We start from the raw sequence: 16,718 nt of genomic DNA on the forward strand, positions 1-16,718 counted from the left end.
ACCTGCCGCGGCAGACGCGTGTCAAACTTCCGAGATTACCCGCAGATATTTCAGTCGCAACTCACTAGATTCTGGTAGCTATGGGTTTCGGGAGCTACGACGAATCCGAACAGGAGAATCAGACTCTCGACTCCGACCTCGACAGCGCCACCGTCGACGACGGCGAGGCCGACCACGACGGCGACGTCGAGTTCGAGTTCGAAGCCTCGACCGACGACCTCCTCGAGAAACTCGAGGAGATCAAAGACTGAGCACGCCGCGGTGAAGTCCGGCACGCGCGCGCTGGGAGTCGCCGTCTCCTCGAGCGACCGCACAACCACAGCTTCTGACCGCGCGACCGTCGCCGGAGCAGTCGTCCGCGTCGACCGCGTGGTCGACGGCGCGTCGTTCGCGACGTGTACCGTCGGCGGCACCGACGCGACGGACGCCGTCATCGCGTGTGTCGAGCGACTCGACCGCGAGGACGTTCGCTACCTCTTGCTCGCGGGCGTCGCCCCCGCGTGGTTCAACGTCGTCGACCTCAACGCGGTCCATACGGCGACCGACAGACCGGTGCTCGCCGTCTCCTTCGAGGCGAGTGAGGGGTTGGAGCCACACATCCGCGAACACTTCGAAGGCGAGGCGCGCGAGCGACGGCTCGCGACCTACGAATCGTTGCCAGAGCGGGTAGCGATTCACCTCGGCGACGATGCAGACGCCACACCGGGGTTGTGGGTCCGGGCCGTCGGCGTCGACGACGCGACTGCGCGGCGGGTCGTTCGCGCACATCTCCCCGACGGACAGGGGCGACCCGAACCGCTCCGGGTCGCGCGGATGCTCGCCCGCGCGGGGCGCGGCTACGCGGACCGCGAACGGGCCGCCCGCCGCGACCGCGACGGGTAGGTTTACGGCTGCGGCGGGCCGCCTTCGAGTATGAGCGAGCAGTCGCTGGACGCGGACCTGTGCGTGCGCGAGTGTGAGCGGTGCCCGGCGCTCGTCGACTCGCGGTCGCGCATCGTCAACGGCGTCGGCCCGACCGACGCCGACCTGGTGTTCGTCGGGGAAGCGCCCGGCGCGAACGAGGACGAACAGGGCGAACCGTTCGTCGGGCGGTCGGGGACGGTCCTCGACGACGCGCTTCGCGACGCCGGCCTCGCACGCTCGGACGTGCGCATCACCAACTGCGTGAAGTGCCGCCCGCCGGACAATCGCGACCCCCACAGCGAGGAACTCGACAACTGTCGCGGCTACCTCGCGGAGGAACTCGACCGCATCGACCCCGAACTGGTCGTCACCCTCGGGAAAGTCCCGTCTCAACACCTACTCGGACGCTCGGTCGCCGTGACCAGCGAGAACGGCGAAGTGTTCGACGCCCGCGTGGGCGAGACGAGCGTTCGCCTCCTCGTGTGTCTCCACCCGGCGGCGACGCTGTACGACCGGAGTCAGGCCGACGCCTTCGAGGAGACGATTCGCGAGGCCGCTCGACTCGCTGGCCTCGACGACGACGAGAGCGGAAGCGGCGGCCAGTCTCGCCTCGGCGACTACTGATCGTCGCGGACCGGAGCAGAGGCGGGTCGCCACAGCGACCCGACCAAGAGGCCGACGACCAGTCCCACGAGGTGGCCGCCGTTGACCGCCAGCGGCGCGTCGGGAAGCGCCGCGGCGAGGTTCCACACCACGTCGAGCAGCGAGGTGATGCCGACGACGGCCGCGAGCGTGTCGAGTTCCGTGAGCGTGTGCCGGAAGCGGATGCCGCGGGCGAGTGCGAACCCGCCGAGTGCGTAGCCGAGGCCGCTGATGCCGTAGAAGGCGACGTTCGGTTCGGGGCTGAACTGGAGGAGGACGAGGTAGCCAGCCGCCAGCGACGCCGTCGCTGCCGTCACCACGAACGCCCAGTAGCCGCCCGGCGAGAAGTGCCGCTCCTGTGGCGCGAGGACGACGAGAACGAGCAGGTTTGACAGCAGGTGCAGTGGCCCGCGGTGCAAGAACAGCGACAGCAGGTACACGCTGCGTCCACCCTCTAGGTACAGCAACGCGGTGAACGACCGCACCGAGGGCAGTCCCGTCAGCGTCGCGCCCGCGACCTGCAGAATGAACACGACGACCGTGACGAACGCGAGCGTCAGCGTCGTCTGCGTGTGTGCCGTCCGGTACTGGCGAGCGAGCGTCCCGGCGAACTCGCGGAGGTCGTCGCTCGACGCCGTCGCCTCGTCGCCGTCCATCGTCGTCGCCTCGGGGGGCACTCGGGTTAGCCCTTGCGCGTGACCGTGGCCGTCGCTCGGCGTGTGGCGTCGATAAAAACGGGTGTGACTGTGTCGCGTCGGCCGTTACTTGCCGCCGCGGTTGCCGCGCGAGACCGACGGTCGCGTCTTCTCGGTGCCCTTGCCGCGCTTGCTCAGGCCACGGTTCGAGGAGCCAGCGTTCGTGAGACCGCGGAACGCACGACCCTTGTGAGAGTCGTCACAGATCCAGTTGAGTTCGTCGTCGTTCTGGATCGCGGGGTGCTCGGGGTCGACGAGGATCGCTTCGAACCACTTCTGCGAGCCGTCCTGCCCGACCGAGTAGGAGGCGAGGACGCGCAGGTTCGGGTACTTGCGGGAGACGCGTTCCTCACCGATGCGCTGGATGGACTTCCGGCGACCGATGCGGTTGACGCCTTGGCGCTTCGAGCGGCGGCCGGCCTTGTGGCGCTGCTTGCGCGCGCCACCCTTGCGGACGGAGACGCGCGTCATCACGACGCCCTGCTTGGCCTTGTAGCCGAGTTCGCGCGCCTTGTCGAGGCGAGTCGGTCGGTCGATGCGGACGATGGCGCCCTCGTTGCGCCACTCCTGCTTGCGCTGCCACTGCAGTTCCGCGAGTTTGCCTTCGTCCTGGTTTCGCCAGGCTTCCTTGATGTGGGAGTAGAAGCTTCGTGCCATAGGTGTGCTCCGCGGGCGCTTGCGATTCAACCGCGTCGAGGAACCCCCGAGCGGTCACATTTCGTCCCGGCGTACCGGGTGCCCACTGGCGGCCCACCTGCCAGCGAGTTAGCGATACTTCTGTGCTGGCGCTGTTAAGGCCTCCGTTTCAGATCGCGACGGACGATAGGTCGGTGTGCGGTGAGTCGGTCACGCCTCGGCGTCGCCGAACGCGCGCACCGACTCGAACTCGCCGTCGAGGATGGCGTCCGCGACGACCTGTGGCTCCACGTCGGGCATCTCGCTCGGATACTTGCGTTGGAAGTAGCTGATGATGTTGTCGACGTCGCGTAGGAGCAACTCGTCGGCGTTCTCGTGGTCCGTCTCGACGGACTGCGGCCAGTCGAAGATCAGCACGCCGTCGTCGCTGATGGCGACGTTGTACTCGGAGATGTCGGCGTGGACGTAGCCCGCGCGGTACGCCAGGTCCATCTCGCGCAAGACCAAATCGAGGACGCCAACCACCTGCTCGGAGCGGAGTTTCGCCTTCGCCAGTTCGGGGCCGGGGAGTTTCTCCATCACGATGGCGTGGCGGTTGTGGTCGATGGGGCGCGGCACTGACACCTGCGGGTACAGGTCTTCGAGCGCACCGTACTCGCGTTCGGCCGCTTTCCGCGCCGTGTACTGCCAGGAGACGTGGTGGTTGTCGCTGGTGTAATCACGCTCTTTGTTCACCTCGCGGAAGTTGGTGTACCCCTCGCGGTGGAACTTCAGCGCCATCGGGCGGTACGACTCCACCTCGTACACGTCGCTCTCTTTCCCGACGCCGAGCGGTGCGCCCATCCCCGTCACCGTCTCGCGTTCCGCGAACGTGTGCAACGCCAGCGCGTCGTACCCCTCGAAGGTGAGTTGGTACCCCTCGTACTGGATGGTCTTGCGCCGGATCAGGTCGCGGTCGGCACAGCGGTCGATGCGGTAGTCGGCGTTCTCTTCGGAGAGCCCGGCGTACCCGGGTATCTTCTCGACGTTCACCCACTCGGAGAAGCGCATCCCCTGCTCGACGCCCGAGAGGAGATAGAAGTCCTCGGGTTCGAGTTCGGCCATCACGGAGGCGACGTTCCCGACCATTACCCGTGTGTCGTCGCTCGGAGGTGAAAAGGAGTTCGTGGCGACGCCGCGACCGACACCGGGTCGGCCGGCCCGTCGTCGCCTGCTAGTTGACGAGTTCGTCGCCGACCAGATGCGTCGCGAAGCCGAACACGAACGGGAGCGGGAACGTGACGACCCACGCGGCGATCCCTCGCCCGCCCGTGCCGTAGGTGAAGTACAGCGAGAGGAGGTCGAACGACCACCCGGCGAGCAGTTGTGGCAACAAGAGGAGCGTCACGTACGCCGCCAGCGAGAGTGGGATGGCGACGATCAACGCCTCGATCGAGTGTCTGAGGCGAATTCGGAGACCGGACAGAAGCACGCCGGCCACGACGATACAGCCCATAATTACCAGTCGTGGGACCGGGACCGCATCCGGATAGTAGCCGCCTTGGACGTACGCGAACGTCAACACGCCGCCGAGGGCCGCGAACCCCACACCGGCGGCGACTATTTCCGGAACCGATGCCTCGTCACGGAGGGTCGGCACTATCGCCCCTCCGTCGTGTCGGCGACCGACAACATAGTGAAGCGACCACCGACCTCGACAGTGATCTCACCGGCGACCGTCACGCCGTCGAGACCGTCTGCGACCGTCTCACGTCGATCGTCGCGAACGTCGAAGACCAGCGTGACGTTTGCTGATCCACCGGCAGGGATCGTCCCGCCCTCGACCCTCACCCCCTGCAGTCTCGTCAGCGTGGTGTCGTTGTCCGACACGCGAACGCTCGCGACGCCGCCCCGGTCGGGGACGGTGACCGCGGCTGGCGTCGGGTTCGAGAGGCGCAGCGTCGCGTGAATCTCTGACCCATCGGCTGTCGCGGAGACCGACTGTTGGCTCACCGTCACCCGGTCGATTTGGTTCGCCGTGACGTGACTCGCGACGACTGGGGCGGCCACGGCGACGGAGGCGACTGCGAGAACGCAGACCAATACGAGACTGGTTCGTCTGTTCGCGACTGGGACCCACATAATACGCAACTGACGTTGTTGCTACATAATTGTACTGTTGCCCAATTTTGGGCGAATTAACTTGTATAGATTTATATATAGTCTGTAAAAATTGAACTGCTCAGATAATATTGGCAGAGAGTGCGTGTTCGCTCAATTGCAGCGTTGGTGGATAGCGGGTCGGAGGGCGGCGTTCACGGCTCCGGTGCAGACAGGTGAGCGTGCGTCGACCGGCGACGCTTTGGCCCCCGGTGTCTGATCCCCGATATGAGCGATTCGGACGTCGAGGCAGTCACCGAGTCCGCAAGCGGAGCAGACGCCGCCGGTCCGCTGGCTGACCGCGAGTGGCGACTGATCCGCGAGGAGTCGCGGCCCGGCCCGCTGAATATGGCGCTCGACGAGGTGGCCGCGGAGACGGCCGCCGACGGCGGCCCTCGAACCGTCCGGGTGTACCGCTGGGAGCCCTCGTGTCTCTCGATGGGGTACACGCAGGACCCGGAGACGGTCGACTGGGACCACTGCGCGGACGCCGGTATCGACGTGACCCGCCGACAGACCGGCGGCGGCGGCATCTACCACGACCACGCGGGCGACATCTCTTATTCCATCACCGCGCCCGCCTCGGAACTCCCGGGCGACCTCCTCGACGCTTATCATCTGCTGTGTGAGCCGATCCTCTCGGCGTTTCACGCCCTCGGCGTCGATGCTGACTACGCCGACAAGGAGCGTCCCGTCATCTACCACCCGGCGTGTTACCTCCGGGCGCTCCACCCGGCACACGACGTGTGCGCCGACGGCGGCGCGGGCCGGAAACTCTCGGGCAACGCGCAGTACCGCCGTGAGGCGAGCGTCATCCAACACGGCTCTGTCACGTTCGAGTCGAAGCCGCGCGAGCATCTGGCCGTCTTCCGCGACCACGGGGTGAGCAAAGAGGAGTTCGCCGCCCGCGTCGGTGGAATCACCGACTACGCAGACGTGCCGCGCGAGGACGCCGTCACTGCCTTCGAGACCGCGCTGGCGACGTGGGCCGACGCCGAGGAGGGTGACTGGACGGACGCTGAGCTGGCGCGTTCCGAGGAGATAGCCGACGAGAAGTACCGTAGCGACGAGTGGGTTCGCGAGCGACCCGGGAGCCGATAGCGCGGGTCAGAAGCCGAACGTCTCGGGGTCGTCCGCGATCTCCGACTGCACCGCCTCGTGGAGTTCGGCGACCGGCGGCGTGTCGCGCGTCGGGTCCAACCAGTGGTCGCCGAGCCACCGATACCGAATCTCGCCGTCCTCGTCGACGAGGAAACACGAGCGTCGCGACCGCCGAAACAGCCCGAAGGTGCGGTAGGCGACGCCGAACTGCTCGGAGATCGACAGGTCGGTGTCGGCGTACAGCGGGAAGCCCAAGTCGAGGCGGTCGATGAACTGGCGGTGGAGACGCGGGCCCGACTTCGATACGCCGACCACCCGCACCTCCTCGCCGGAGGCGAACCAGTCGAAGTCGCGGAACGCGCACCACTCTTCGATACAGTCGGGGCTGAAGTCGACCGTGTAGAAACTGAGCAACACCGGCTTGTCGAGCAGGTCCGAAAACGACACCTCCACACTGTCCCCCTCCGGTCTGACGAGTGTCGACGAGAACTCCGGCACCCGATCACCGACCGACAGTGGTTCCTCCGGTGGTGCTCCCGGCGCTGTCCCTGTCATCGGTCGCATTACCGCACACTGATGTTTAACAGTAACCGGTCGCGTCTCCGGGAGCGAGTTCCAACCTCACGCCATCTGTGCGGGGTTGCCCATTCCCTCCTTGACGCCGGCGCAGATGAGCGCGACGTTCACCGGGAACGCCGCGAGGTAGCCGAGCGACAGCGAGAACGCGAGCGCTCCCCAGAACAGCGGGTCGGTGATCGCCGCCTCGGCGGCCAACAGCAGGTCCGCACCGATGGCAACGACTTCCATCACGGTGATAGACGGCGTCTCGCTGTAGACGGCGTCGACGACGGCCTCGCGGAGTCCGACGCCCTCCTGCACGAGTGGGCCGACAGTGAGGCCGAAGCCGAACAGGTACGCGAACCCGAACGTCGCCGCCGCGACCCACCCGACCGCGAGTCCGAGCAAGCCCCCCGCGAGGAGGATGCCCGTCACCTCGCCCGCGCCACACCCGGAGTAGCAGTGAGCCGTCGAGCGGAATCCGCGACGACCCAACGAGTCCTCGGGAATCTGCGTCCGCCCGGCGTACCAGTAGACTGCGAACCCGAACGGCCCGGAGTACAGCACTGTCAGCGTCCACACTGCTTTCATCAGTGACGGAATCGCTTGGTTGTGAGTCCGGAGGTCCCACCACAGGACGGTGAGAGTCACGGCGACGACGACGCCCCACCCCGCGAGGACCGACGGCTCCGACAACACGGGGACGAGCAGTTCGCGTGCTGGCTCGAACAGCCGTTCGACCCGAGCGACGGCGGCGTCGACTTGCATCGTGTGCCCACGAAATTGCCGCTCCCGACGGAAAGGCGGTGTGGCCGCGGCCGAAGTTCGGCCGACGACACCGACTGCTCCGCCGCTTCCGAAGCCGCTTTGGCCTCCGACTCACCACCGGATGACATGAGCGCAGACAGCGACTCGACGCTCCGGATCGGAGCGCACGAATCCATCGCGGGCGGCACGTACAACGCCGTCGACGCGTTGGTCGAAGACGGCGGCAACTGCGGCCAGATCTTCACGCACTCGCCGCAGGTGTGGCAAGACCCCAACATCGACGACGACGAGGCCGAGCAGTTCCGCAGCCTCAGCGACGACCACGGCGTCGGGCCGTGGGTCATCCACTCGTCGTACCTCGTGAACCTCTGCACGCCGAAAGACGGCCTCCGCCAGAAGTCCATCGACTCGATGCAGAAGGAGGTCGACGCGGCGGCGAAACTCGACATCCCGTACGTGAACGTCCACCTCGGCGCCCACACCGGCGCCGGCGTCGACCAGGGCCTCGACAACGCCGCCAGCGCCCTCGACGAACTCGACGTGCCCGACGGCGTGACCGTCCTCATCGAGTCGGACGCCGGGTCGGGCACGAAACTCGGTGGTGACTTCGAGCACCTCGCGACGGTGCTGGAGCGATCCGAGCAGGACCTGGACATCTGTCTCGACACCGCCCACGCGTTCGCCGCGGGCTACGACCTCTCGACGGTCGAGGGCGTCGCGGAGACGGTCGCGGAACTCGACGAGGTCGTCGGCTTGGAGCACCTGGAGTGCGTCCACCTCAACGACTCCAAACACGAATGCGGGACGAACAAAGACGAACACGCCCACGTCGGTGAGGGCCTCATCGGCGAGGAGGGGATGCGCGCGTTCATCAACCACGAGGAACTGCGCGACGTGCCCCTCGTCCTCGAAACCCCGACCGAGAACGGCAAGTCGTTCGCGTGGAACATCGAGCGCGTGCGAGAACTGCGCGAGTAACCACACCGGAGCGACGCTTCTCGACTGATGCGACGACCACGCCGACCGCCCGGTTCGTACCTCGCGCAGTTCGCCCTGTGGACAGCCGCGGGCGTCGCAGTGCAGGTCGTCCTCGGCGTCTCGTGGGGGTCGCCTGCGGGCGTGTTCGACCCCGCGGCGCTGGCGAACGCGACGCTCGCCGGCGGATGCGTCGCCGCCGGCGGCCTCGCGGTGTCGCCGCTGACAGTGTACGGGCGCGACATCGTCGGGGTCCTCGTCGGGACGACGCTGCTCACCGTGTTGTCGACGACCGCGTTCGGTGCAGACGCGTCGACCGTGAACGAGACGCTCTCGCTGGCGGGCGGCTACGGCGTGTTCGTCGTCGTCGCGTACACGCTCGGGTGGGTCGTCGACGGCGTCGTCCGCCGCGGCGTCGTCGAACGCGAGGGCGTGGTCACGTTCGACGGGCCGCGATAGCGCCGACGGCGTGTGCGCAGTTCGGACGGCGACGCAACCGACGCCGGTTACGCTCCGGCGACGGCAGTCTCACGTTCACCGCCGAAGGCGCCCTGTGAGCCCTCCGCCCGCGGGAGTCGAACTGTGAACACGCTCCCGTCGCTACCTGTCTCCGTCAGTTCGATGTCACCCTCGTAGCGTTCGACGAGCGTCTGCACGATGTGGAGGCCGAGGCCGTGGTCGGCCGCGCCGTCGTTCGCCGCCTCGAACAGTCCCGCTCGCTCGGACGAGGGGACGCCGGGGCCGTCGTCGGCGACCCGGCACACGACTGCCTCCTCGCGGAGTTCCGCGTCGACACGGACGGTCGGTTCGGGGTCGTCGTTGTGTTCGACGCCGTTCGCGATGAGGTTGGAGAATACGCGCCCGACCGCCTCGTCTGCGAGCGCCGGCAGTCGCTCCGGGAGGTCCGTCTCGACGGTCGCGCCGTCGACCGCCGCCTCGACCGCCGCGGCCTCCTCGATCAATACGGGGTGTAAGTCGACCTCGTGGGGGTCGAACTCGCCGCGGTCGGACGCGACTAACAGCCTGACCTCTCGGATGACTTCGTCCATATCGTGACACGCTCGCTCGATCACGGCCAGTCGCCTGCGAACGTCCTCGTCGAGGTCGTCGCGGTCGAGCAACAGCGAGACGTTGCCAGCGGCGACGTTCGAGGCGTTCAACACCTCGTGCCTGAGGATGCTGTTGAGGTACTCCACCCACTCACGATTCTCCTCGGTCAGTTCCGCACGGACGCGTTCGCGTTCGGCGGCCCGCGCCCGGTCGATAGAGCGTGCCTCGACGATGCCGACGAGGAGCCCCCACGACCCGCCGAACAACATCCCGAACCGGAGCCACCCGACGGCGATTGCAGTCGAGGAGGGAGGCCAGACGGTCATCATCAGGAGGTTGATCGCGAGGAACACCCCAGTCGCGCCGAGCCACCACCCGGTGATCCGGGGGTACCGCGCGACGTCGAGCGATCCGCGGCCGAGGACGACCCCAGCGAAGACGAATCCCAGCACGAACGGCAGTGTGATGCCGACGGTCGTGACCGCCGCGACGGTCCCGCCGACGGGAGTTCCGCCGATCGATCCGCCGAGGATCCATCGATCGGACAGGCTCAGGCCGGCGACGACACCGTACACGACGAGGATGGTCGGGAGATGCGTCCAGGCAGACGACACCGAAGGTTCGGCCGCTAGCGACCCTCGCGTCGTGGCTGCCCTCCCGTCGTCGTGGGCATCGTCCGACATTTAGCAGATGGATTGGTCACGTGGATATAATACTAACTGGTCAATCCGAAAGCAGATTTCCCCACTCCGGCACTCAGCGACAGAATCGGCCATCCACGCGGGCCACCCGGACATTAATCCCCCGTGACACGCACCCACGGACATGGCAGCACCAGCCGCCGATCTGAAGTCGACCGTGACCGAGGACGCCCCCGAGGCGTATCGGAATCTGCTGAGTCGATACGCACGCGTCGCGAACCTCGAGAGCGGCGCGGGGGTCCTCTATTGGGACCAGCAGGTGACGATGCCCGAGGGCGGCACGCCCGCCCGCGGGAAGCAACTCGCGGCGCTGTCGGCGACGACCCACGAGAAACTGACGAGCGACGAGATGGCCGACGCCCTCGACGCCGCCGAGGACGCCGACCTGTCCGACGAACAGGCGGCGAACGTTCGCGAGATCCGACGGCGACACGACCGGAATCGGTCGCTGCCGGAAGAACTGGTCGAGGAGTTGACCGAACAGCAGTCGCACAGCCAGCAGGTGTGGAAGGAGGCGAAGGCCGACGACGACTTCGATCGCTTCGCGCCCACGCTGGAGACGCTCCGTGACCTCCACGTCGACCGCGCGGAGGCCATCGACCCCGACCGCCCCGCTTACGAGGTGATGTACGAGGACGGCGAACCGTACCTCCCGCTGGAGCGCCTGGAGGAGATATTCGAGGAACTGAAGGCGGGACTAGTCCCCCTCATCGAAGACATCGCCGAGGCCGACCGCGACCTCCCCTCGCCGTTCGTCGAGGCCGGTCCCTACGACGACGCCACTCAGCGAGGGCTGTCGGACGCCGTCCTCGACCTGCTGAACTACCCCGACGACCGCGGCCGCCTCGACGTCTCCGCGCACCCGTTCACCTCGGGCAACCAGTACGACGCCCGGATCACGACGCGGTTCAAGCCCGACGACCCGATGGACGCGTTCACCGCGACCGTCCACGAGTTCGGCCACGCGAGTTACGAACTCGGTCTGCCGGATGACCGCTTCGGCGAACCGCTGGGTGCGTCGCTGTCGTCGGGCGTCCACGAGTCGCAGTCGCGCTTCTGGGAGAACCACGTCGCCCGCACCCAACCGTTCTGGGAGGGGTTCGTCGGCGAGGCCAACGACCACCTCGGCACCGACGCGACGGCGCGCGAGGCGTACGCCGCGGTCAACCAGATATACCCGGACAACCTCATCCGCGTCGAGGCGGACGAACTCACCTACCACCTCCACATCATCCTCCGGTGTGAGATCGACCGGGCGTTCGTCGAGGGCGACATCGGCGTCGACGAGATTCCCGCCGTCTGGAACGAGAAGATGGACGACTACCTCGGCGTCGTCCCCGACAGCGACGCAAACGGCTGTCTGCAGGACATCCACTGGAGCAGTCGCTTCGCGGCGTTCCAGGGGTACACCATCGGCTCCGTCCTCGCCGCGCAACTCGACCACGCGATGCGACAGGACGTCGACGAAGTCGACCAGAAGATTCGCGAGGGCGACCTCCAACCGCTGTGGGAGTGGATGACCGAGAACGTCCACAGCCACGGCCGCCGGTACCCGACCGACGAACTCGTGAAGGAGGCGACGGGCGAACCGCTGACGGCCGAGTACTTCCTCGAGTACGTCGAAGAGAAGTTCGGCGACCTGTACGACCTGTAAGCCGAACGCGCCAGTCACAAGACACTTCATCGAGCGTCGGGACGTTCCGGGTCGGATGCCCCGCCGCGCCCGCCTCCACTCCCTCCGCGAGCAGCGACCGCTGTTCGTCCTCGTCTCGTCGGTCACGCTCGCGGTGCTACTGGCGTGGCCACTGTTCGACTACTGGCTTCGCCTCGTCGGTGTCGCCCCCCAGTTCCGCTTCTGGGACTTCGGCGTGTACGGCGGGACGGTGAACCGCTGGTTGGAGGGCGGACCGCTGTACGTCCGCAACGACAGCGGCGGCTACCACGGGAGTTACCTCTACCCGCCGCTGGGCGTCCTCCTGTTCGCGCCGTTCGTCGAGGCGTTCCCGTCGTCGTACGCCGCGGTCGCGTGGGAGGCGTTCTCCGTCGGAGCGCTGTGGGTCGGCCTGCAACTCGTGTGCGCGGCCGCCGGATTCGAGTTGCGCGGCGGCGAGCGACTCGTCCTCCTGTGGGCGCTGTTCGGCTTTCAACCGTTGCTGTTCGGTGTGAAGATGGGACAGACGCCCGCGTTCCTCACGGCTCTGTTGTGTGTCGCGTTCGCCGCGCCCGTCCTCGCGGGGCGGCGGTGGGGTGACCGCGTCGCGGGCGTCGCGACGGCCGTCGTCGGCACGCTCAAACTCGTGTACGCGCCCGCTGGAGCGTTCCTCCTGCGGCGACGGCGGCGGCTCGCGTGGGCCGTTGTGACGGGACTGGGACTCGTCGCCGTCTCGGTCGCGGTGTTCGGCGTCGAGGCGCATCGTGCGTACCTCGGCGTCCTTCGGTGGGGCATCGAGACGGGCGGCAAGTCGCGGTCGCCGAAACTCTGGATGGTCGCGTACTACCGCCCGCTGTACGCGGTGCCGGGAAAAACCCTGCTCCGGGTTGGCGGCGGCCTCGTCATCGCGGCGCTCGCGGTGTTGGCGACGGGTGACGCCGACCGCGAGGCGTTCGCGGCGGGCGTCGCGTCGATTCCGCTGCTCGCGCCACAGACGTACACGTACTACCACGTAGCGCTACTGCCGGCGGCAGTGGTGTTGCTCGCGGTCGAACTCGAGCGTCCGGACGGTCGACCGACGCTGGTCCCCGTCGGCGTGTTGCTCGCACACGCTCACGCCTACGGCCTCGGTGCACTCGCGGCGGTGCTTCCCGCGTGGGTACCACCGTCGTCCGCGTTCGCGCCGCTACTCGCGCTGATCCAACCGGGACTGTGGGGGAACCTGCTCTTGGTGACGCTGGCGACGCGGCGACTCGCACAACGGGTAGAGTGGAACGCAGTGCGGAGCGCACTCCCTGTCGTCTGACAGCTGTGATCGAAACCGCGACCGCGACCCCACCGAAAATCGCACAGACGTTCGAGTATACCGCCGCGCTCTGCTGATTCTCACTGTCCTGAACATCGGCAGAAGCTATATGTACTACCATGGTATAGAATATCACGTATGGCGTCGGCACCGAGCCCGAACGGCGACCTGTTCGACGAGTTCCTGACCAGTCGCGGCCACGACGTAGAGACAGCGCGATGGGAGGAGTCTTATAACAAAAAACAGTGCCCGGACTGTGGCGGCCTCCACGACGGCGATGCGATGGAGTGCTCGGTGTGCGGTTGGCGACCTGAAACGCTCGGATAACTGAATCGAATCGACTTCCGACATCCCTTTTTTCGAACGCGAGACACTGCACTTCCTCACCAGCGACGCCCTCGCTCGGCGGCGCGTCCTCGCTCGCCCCCAAGCCACGTCGCTTATGAGTCGTGGACGAGAGGACACGGTAATGAGCGATCCGACCGTTACCCGACTGTTCGGGGGCCCGGGCAGCGGGAAAACGACCGCGCTCCTCGACAGCGTCGAGGGACTCATCGAGGACGGCGCAGACGTCCGAGACATCCTCGTCGTGTCGTACACCCGCGCGGCAGCCGCCGAGATCCGCGAACGCCTCGCTGAGCGACTCGACACCACCCCTCGCCACCTGCAGGGGAACGTGTCGACGATGCACGCGAAGGCGTACGAACTGCTGAACCTCTCCCGGGGCGACGTGGTCGGCGAGGACGACAAGGAGGCGTTCTGTGACGACTTCGGCGTCGAGTACGAAGACGAGTACTCCGGCGGCGGTCGCCGCACCGCGCGGTCGACGACGCTGGGGAACAAGGTCATCGCGACCTCGCAGTGGCTCCAGCGGACCAAACGCGACGTAGCCGACTGGTACGACGTGCCCTTCCAGTGGGACGTCGAGGAGGTCCGCCTCCCGCCGGAGATCGACCCCAACGCCCAAGAGGGGAACAAGTACACGCCGACGTGGCCCTCCTCGGACGACCGCCTCGACGTGCCGGAGGCCATCCGCGCGTGGCGTGCGTACAAAGGCGATGAGGGACTGGTCGGCTTCGCCGACATGCTCGAACGGGTGAAACAGCGCTCGCTGCTCCCGAACGTCGACCACCTCGTCATCGACGAGTTCCAGGACATCACCACGCTCCAGTACGAGGTGTACGAGGAGTGGAAACCGCACGTCGACAGCGTTCTCATCGCCGGTGACGACGACCAGGTGGTGTACGCCTGGCAGGGTGCAGACCCCGCGCTCCTCCTCGACACCGAGGTCACCGACGACAAGATTCTGCCGAACTCCTACCGTCTGCCGTCGAACATCCTCAACGTCGTCAACAAGGAGATTCGCCACATCGAGAAGCGCCAGGAGAAAGACCTCAAGCCGCGCAAGGAGGGCGGCCTCGTCGAGGCCGTCGACTCGCCGTCGATGCTGGATCTGGTGCGGAACGTCCGCGACACCGTCCGTCGGACCGACGACGACACGGTGATGCTGTTGTTCCGCGCGCGCTACCAGATGTTCGACTTCATCGACGAGTTCATGTCCGAGGGGATTCCGTTCTCCTGTCTCACCGACCAGCGGATGTGGACCGACCGTCTCACCGACTACGTCCGAGCGGTCGAGGCCGTCGAGAAAGGCGAGGCGCTGACCGCGTTGGAGGCACGTCGCCTCGCGGACATCCTCCAAGACTCGGCGTTCGGTAGCAACGACCGCGACGAGTTGTACGACTTCCTCGACGACGTCGAGGAGACCGCAGAGGAGGACGACCTCGCAGAGATTCCGCTCTCTCCGGAAGACGTGACCGACCGCGTCCCGTTCATGCCCGACGGCCCCGCCGCCGCGGACATGGCCCGAAAGATCACCAGTTTCCAGCGGAAGTCGCTGAAGGCGTACTTCGCGGGTGACTACACCGGCGAAGACCCCAACCGCGTCCGCCTCGGCACCATCCACTCCGCGAAGGGCCGTGAGGCCGATCACGTGTTCGTCAACACCGACCTCACCGAGAAGGTCGTCGAGCAGATGGCCGCCCAGGCCGACCAGCAGGGTCTCGACGTGACCGGCATCGACGGCGAGGAGTTCACCAAGACCACCAACCCCGTGCCGGTCCTCACCGACAACGAGCGCCGCGTGTTCTACGTCGGGATGTCGCGTGCCCGCGAACGCCTCGTGTTGATGCAGAACCTCGTCAACGGCGCGCCGACGCTCCCCATCTCGGTGATCCTCCACAACGAGGTCCGCGATGCCGCCCCGCAGGAACTCGTCGACGAGATCGTCGAAGCGATCGAAGCCCCCGAACCGGAAGCCGAAGCGTAGATGTCCGCGGAGTCGACCGACGACGAGACCGGCGTCGACCCCGACGCCCTCGACACCGACTACGGCCCACTCGCCGCCGAACTCGACGCTCGCGACGCCGTCGGGTTCGTCGCCGTCGGCGACCGCTTCGACGACGACCTCCGATGGCTGACTCGCTTCTCCGGTCCCGACCGTGCGTACGCGTTCGTCGCCGTCGCTAGCGATGCGGCCACGGATGACACCGGCGGCCCCCACACCGCGCTGTGTGCTCCCGCCCTGTTCGACGACCAGGCGCGGCGGGAGTTCCCCGGCGACGAGGTTCGCGTCGACCGACAGGGCGACCCCGCGGGCGTCCGCGCGGCGGCGACACTCGCTGCCCACGGCGTCGACGGCGGGACGGTACTCGTCCCGCAGGGCATCCCCCACGACGCGGCGGTGTACCTCGAACGGGCGGGGTACGACGTGGCCTCGGCCGAGGCCGTCGCCCGCGCCCGCGAGACGAAGACCGACGCGGAACTCGACCGTCTCCGGCGCGTCCAGCGAGCGGCGATTCGAGGGATGGCCCGCGCCGAGGAGATTCTCGCGGCATCGACCGTCGACGCCGAGAGAGACGAACTCCGCTGGAACGGTGGCGTCCTCTCGACCGAACGCCTTCGTCGACAGGTGAACGAAGTCCTCGCCGCACACGGAGTCCGTGACGCGGGCAACACCGTCGTCGGCGCGGGACCGACCGCCGCGGACCTCCACTACACCGGAACCGACGTAATCCGACCCGGCGAGACCGTCCTCCTGGACATCTCGCCGCGTGGTCCCGACGGCTACTACGGCGACGTAACCCGGACGTTCGCAGTCGACCCCGAGGGCGGGTGGGAGCGGCGCGCGTACGTCGCGGTGAAAGCCGCCCGCGAGGCCGCACTCGAGGAGGTCGCCGCGGGCGTTCCGGCGTCGGCGGTTCACGAGGAGGCGGCCGCCGAACTCGCGGCCCACGGCTTCCGCGTCGACTCTAGCGAGGTGGGCTTCACCCACTCGACGGGGCACGGCGTCGGCGTCTCCTTGCACGAGGGGCCGTCGCTCGGGGGCGACGACGAACTCCGCGCCGGCCACGTCGTCACGATCGAACCCGGCGTGTACGACCCGGAGGTAGGTGGCGTCCGACTGGAAGACCTGATCGTCGTCACTGACGACGGCTTCGCGTTCCTCGGTGAGTACCCCTTCTCGCTGGTGCCGCGCGAGCGTGAGTAAGTCAGTCGAGTCCAGACCGACTGCACCAATCACAACTGCCTTC

At 67.2% G+C, this 16,718-nt stretch carries 19 protein-coding genes; 11 read left to right on the forward strand and 8 right to left on the reverse strand.

The features are described 5' to 3' along the window. Window positions 1-80: 80 nt before the first annotated feature. The 3 genes from P0D77_RS14915 to P0D77_RS14925 are packed head-to-tail and all read left to right on the forward strand — an operon-like array spanning window position 81 to window position 1,527. Window positions 81-251: a DUF5786 family protein gene (locus P0D77_RS14915; RefSeq protein WP_277553901.1), complete on the forward strand. Its 171-nt coding sequence runs from the start codon at window positions 81-83 to the stop codon at window positions 249-251. A 10-nt stretch (window positions 252-261) separates the two neighbouring features. Then, a complete protein-coding gene (locus tag P0D77_RS14920; protein ID WP_277553902.1) occupies window positions 262-882 on the forward strand; it encodes an endonuclease dU in 621 nt (206 codons plus the stop codon). 30 nt (window positions 883-912) lie between these two features. Continuing rightward, window positions 913-1,527: a uracil-DNA glycosylase gene (locus tag P0D77_RS14925; protein WP_277553903.1), complete on the forward strand. Its 615-nt coding sequence runs from the start codon at window positions 913-915 to the stop codon at window positions 1,525-1,527. On the opposite strand, the gene P0D77_RS14930 is transcribed toward P0D77_RS14925, so the two are convergent. The 5 genes from P0D77_RS14930 to P0D77_RS14950 all read right to left on the reverse strand — a co-directional run bounded on the left by P0D77_RS14930 (window position 1,521) and on the right by P0D77_RS14950 (window position 4,997). Then, complete coding sequence (locus P0D77_RS14930; protein WP_277553904.1) at window positions 1,521-2,201, reverse strand: rhomboid family intramembrane serine protease; 681 nt, start codon at window positions 2,199-2,201, stop codon at window positions 1,521-1,523. The genes P0D77_RS14925 and P0D77_RS14930 overlap by 7 nt on opposite strands. 105 nt (window positions 2,202-2,306) lie before the next feature. Then, window positions 2,307-2,897 (reverse strand): 50S ribosomal protein L15e, encoded by a 591-nt coding sequence (locus tag P0D77_RS14935; protein ID WP_277553905.1) that lies wholly within the window; start codon window positions 2,895-2,897, stop codon window positions 2,307-2,309. A 189-nt stretch (window positions 2,898-3,086) separates the two neighbouring features. Further along, entirely contained in the window at window positions 3,087-4,004 is a 918-nt protein-coding gene (locus tag P0D77_RS14940; protein WP_277553906.1) for a serine/threonine-protein kinase RIO2, read from the reverse strand. A gap of 85 nt (window positions 4,005-4,089) precedes the next feature. Further along, complete coding sequence (locus tag P0D77_RS14945) at window positions 4,090-4,515, reverse strand: hypothetical protein (protein WP_277553908.1); 426 nt, start codon at window positions 4,513-4,515, stop codon at window positions 4,090-4,092. Beyond that, window positions 4,515-4,997, reverse strand: a complete 483-nt coding sequence (locus tag P0D77_RS14950) for a hypothetical protein (protein WP_277553909.1) — start codon at window positions 4,995-4,997, stop codon at window positions 4,515-4,517. Before P0D77_RS14950 ends, P0D77_RS14945 begins: the two co-directional genes overlap by 1 nt. A gap of 246 nt (window positions 4,998-5,243) precedes the next feature. On the opposite strand from P0D77_RS14950, the gene P0D77_RS14955 reads away from it, so the two are divergent. After that, window positions 5,244-6,116, forward strand: a complete 873-nt coding sequence (locus tag P0D77_RS14955) for a lipoate--protein ligase family protein (RefSeq protein ID WP_277553910.1) — start codon at window positions 5,244-5,246, stop codon at window positions 6,114-6,116. A gap of 6 nt (window positions 6,117-6,122) precedes the next feature. On the opposite strand, the gene P0D77_RS14960 is transcribed toward P0D77_RS14955, so the two are convergent. Both P0D77_RS14960 and P0D77_RS14965 read right to left on the reverse strand, forming a co-directional pair. Beyond that, window positions 6,123-6,671 carry a peroxiredoxin family protein gene (locus P0D77_RS14960; protein WP_277553911.1) on the reverse strand — a complete coding sequence of 183 codons (549 nt, stop codon included), beginning with the start codon at window positions 6,669-6,671 and terminating at the stop codon, window positions 6,123-6,125. Between the two features lie 66 nt (window positions 6,672-6,737). Continuing rightward, window positions 6,738-7,442, reverse strand: a complete 705-nt coding sequence (locus P0D77_RS14965) for a DUF4396 domain-containing protein (protein WP_277553912.1) — start codon at window positions 7,440-7,442, stop codon at window positions 6,738-6,740. A 126-nt stretch (window positions 7,443-7,568) separates the two neighbouring features. Here P0D77_RS14965 and P0D77_RS14970 point away from each other — a divergent pair, with 126 nt between their 5' ends. Both P0D77_RS14970 and P0D77_RS14975 read left to right on the forward strand, forming a co-directional pair. Continuing rightward, window positions 7,569-8,420: a deoxyribonuclease IV gene (locus tag P0D77_RS14970; RefSeq protein ID WP_277553913.1), complete on the forward strand. Its 852-nt coding sequence runs from the start codon at window positions 7,569-7,571 to the stop codon at window positions 8,418-8,420. 27 nt (window positions 8,421-8,447) lie between these two features. Then, window positions 8,448-8,876 (forward strand): hypothetical protein, encoded by a 429-nt coding sequence (locus P0D77_RS14975; protein WP_277553914.1) that lies wholly within the window; start codon window positions 8,448-8,450, stop codon window positions 8,874-8,876. A 47-nt stretch (window positions 8,877-8,923) separates the two neighbouring features. Here P0D77_RS14975 and P0D77_RS14980 read toward each other — a convergent pair whose 3' ends face one another. Next, a complete protein-coding gene (locus P0D77_RS14980) occupies window positions 8,924-10,150 on the reverse strand; it encodes a sensor histidine kinase (RefSeq protein WP_277553915.1) in 1,227 nt (408 codons plus the stop codon). 142 nt (window positions 10,151-10,292) lie between these two features. On the opposite strand from P0D77_RS14980, the gene P0D77_RS14985 reads away from it, so the two are divergent. From P0D77_RS14985 to P0D77_RS15005, 5 genes are all read left to right on the forward strand, one after another. After that, a complete protein-coding gene (locus P0D77_RS14985; RefSeq protein ID WP_277553916.1) occupies window positions 10,293-11,822 on the forward strand; it encodes a carboxypeptidase M32 in 1,530 nt (509 codons plus the stop codon). A gap of 55 nt (window positions 11,823-11,877) precedes the next feature. Continuing rightward, window positions 11,878-13,125: a glycosyltransferase family 87 protein gene (locus P0D77_RS14990; RefSeq protein WP_277553917.1), complete on the forward strand. Its 1,248-nt coding sequence runs from the start codon at window positions 11,878-11,880 to the stop codon at window positions 13,123-13,125. Between the two features lie 138 nt (window positions 13,126-13,263). Continuing rightward, window positions 13,264-13,452, forward strand: a complete 189-nt coding sequence (locus tag P0D77_RS14995; RefSeq protein ID WP_277553918.1) for an HVO_0416 family zinc finger protein — start codon at window positions 13,264-13,266, stop codon at window positions 13,450-13,452. A 142-nt stretch (window positions 13,453-13,594) separates the two neighbouring features. Then, a complete protein-coding gene (locus P0D77_RS15000; RefSeq protein ID WP_277553919.1) occupies window positions 13,595-15,454 on the forward strand; it encodes a UvrD-helicase domain-containing protein in 1,860 nt (619 codons plus the stop codon). Further along, complete coding sequence (locus tag P0D77_RS15005; RefSeq protein ID WP_277553920.1) at window positions 15,455-16,675, forward strand: M24 family metallopeptidase; 1,221 nt, start codon at window positions 15,455-15,457, stop codon at window positions 16,673-16,675. Window positions 16,676-16,718 lie beyond the last annotated feature (43 nt).

The sequence above is a fragment of the Halobaculum limi genome (genome assembly GCF_029490015.1).
GTDB classification, from domain to species: domain Archaea; phylum Halobacteriota; class Halobacteria; order Halobacteriales; family Haloferacaceae; genus Halobaculum; species Halobaculum limi.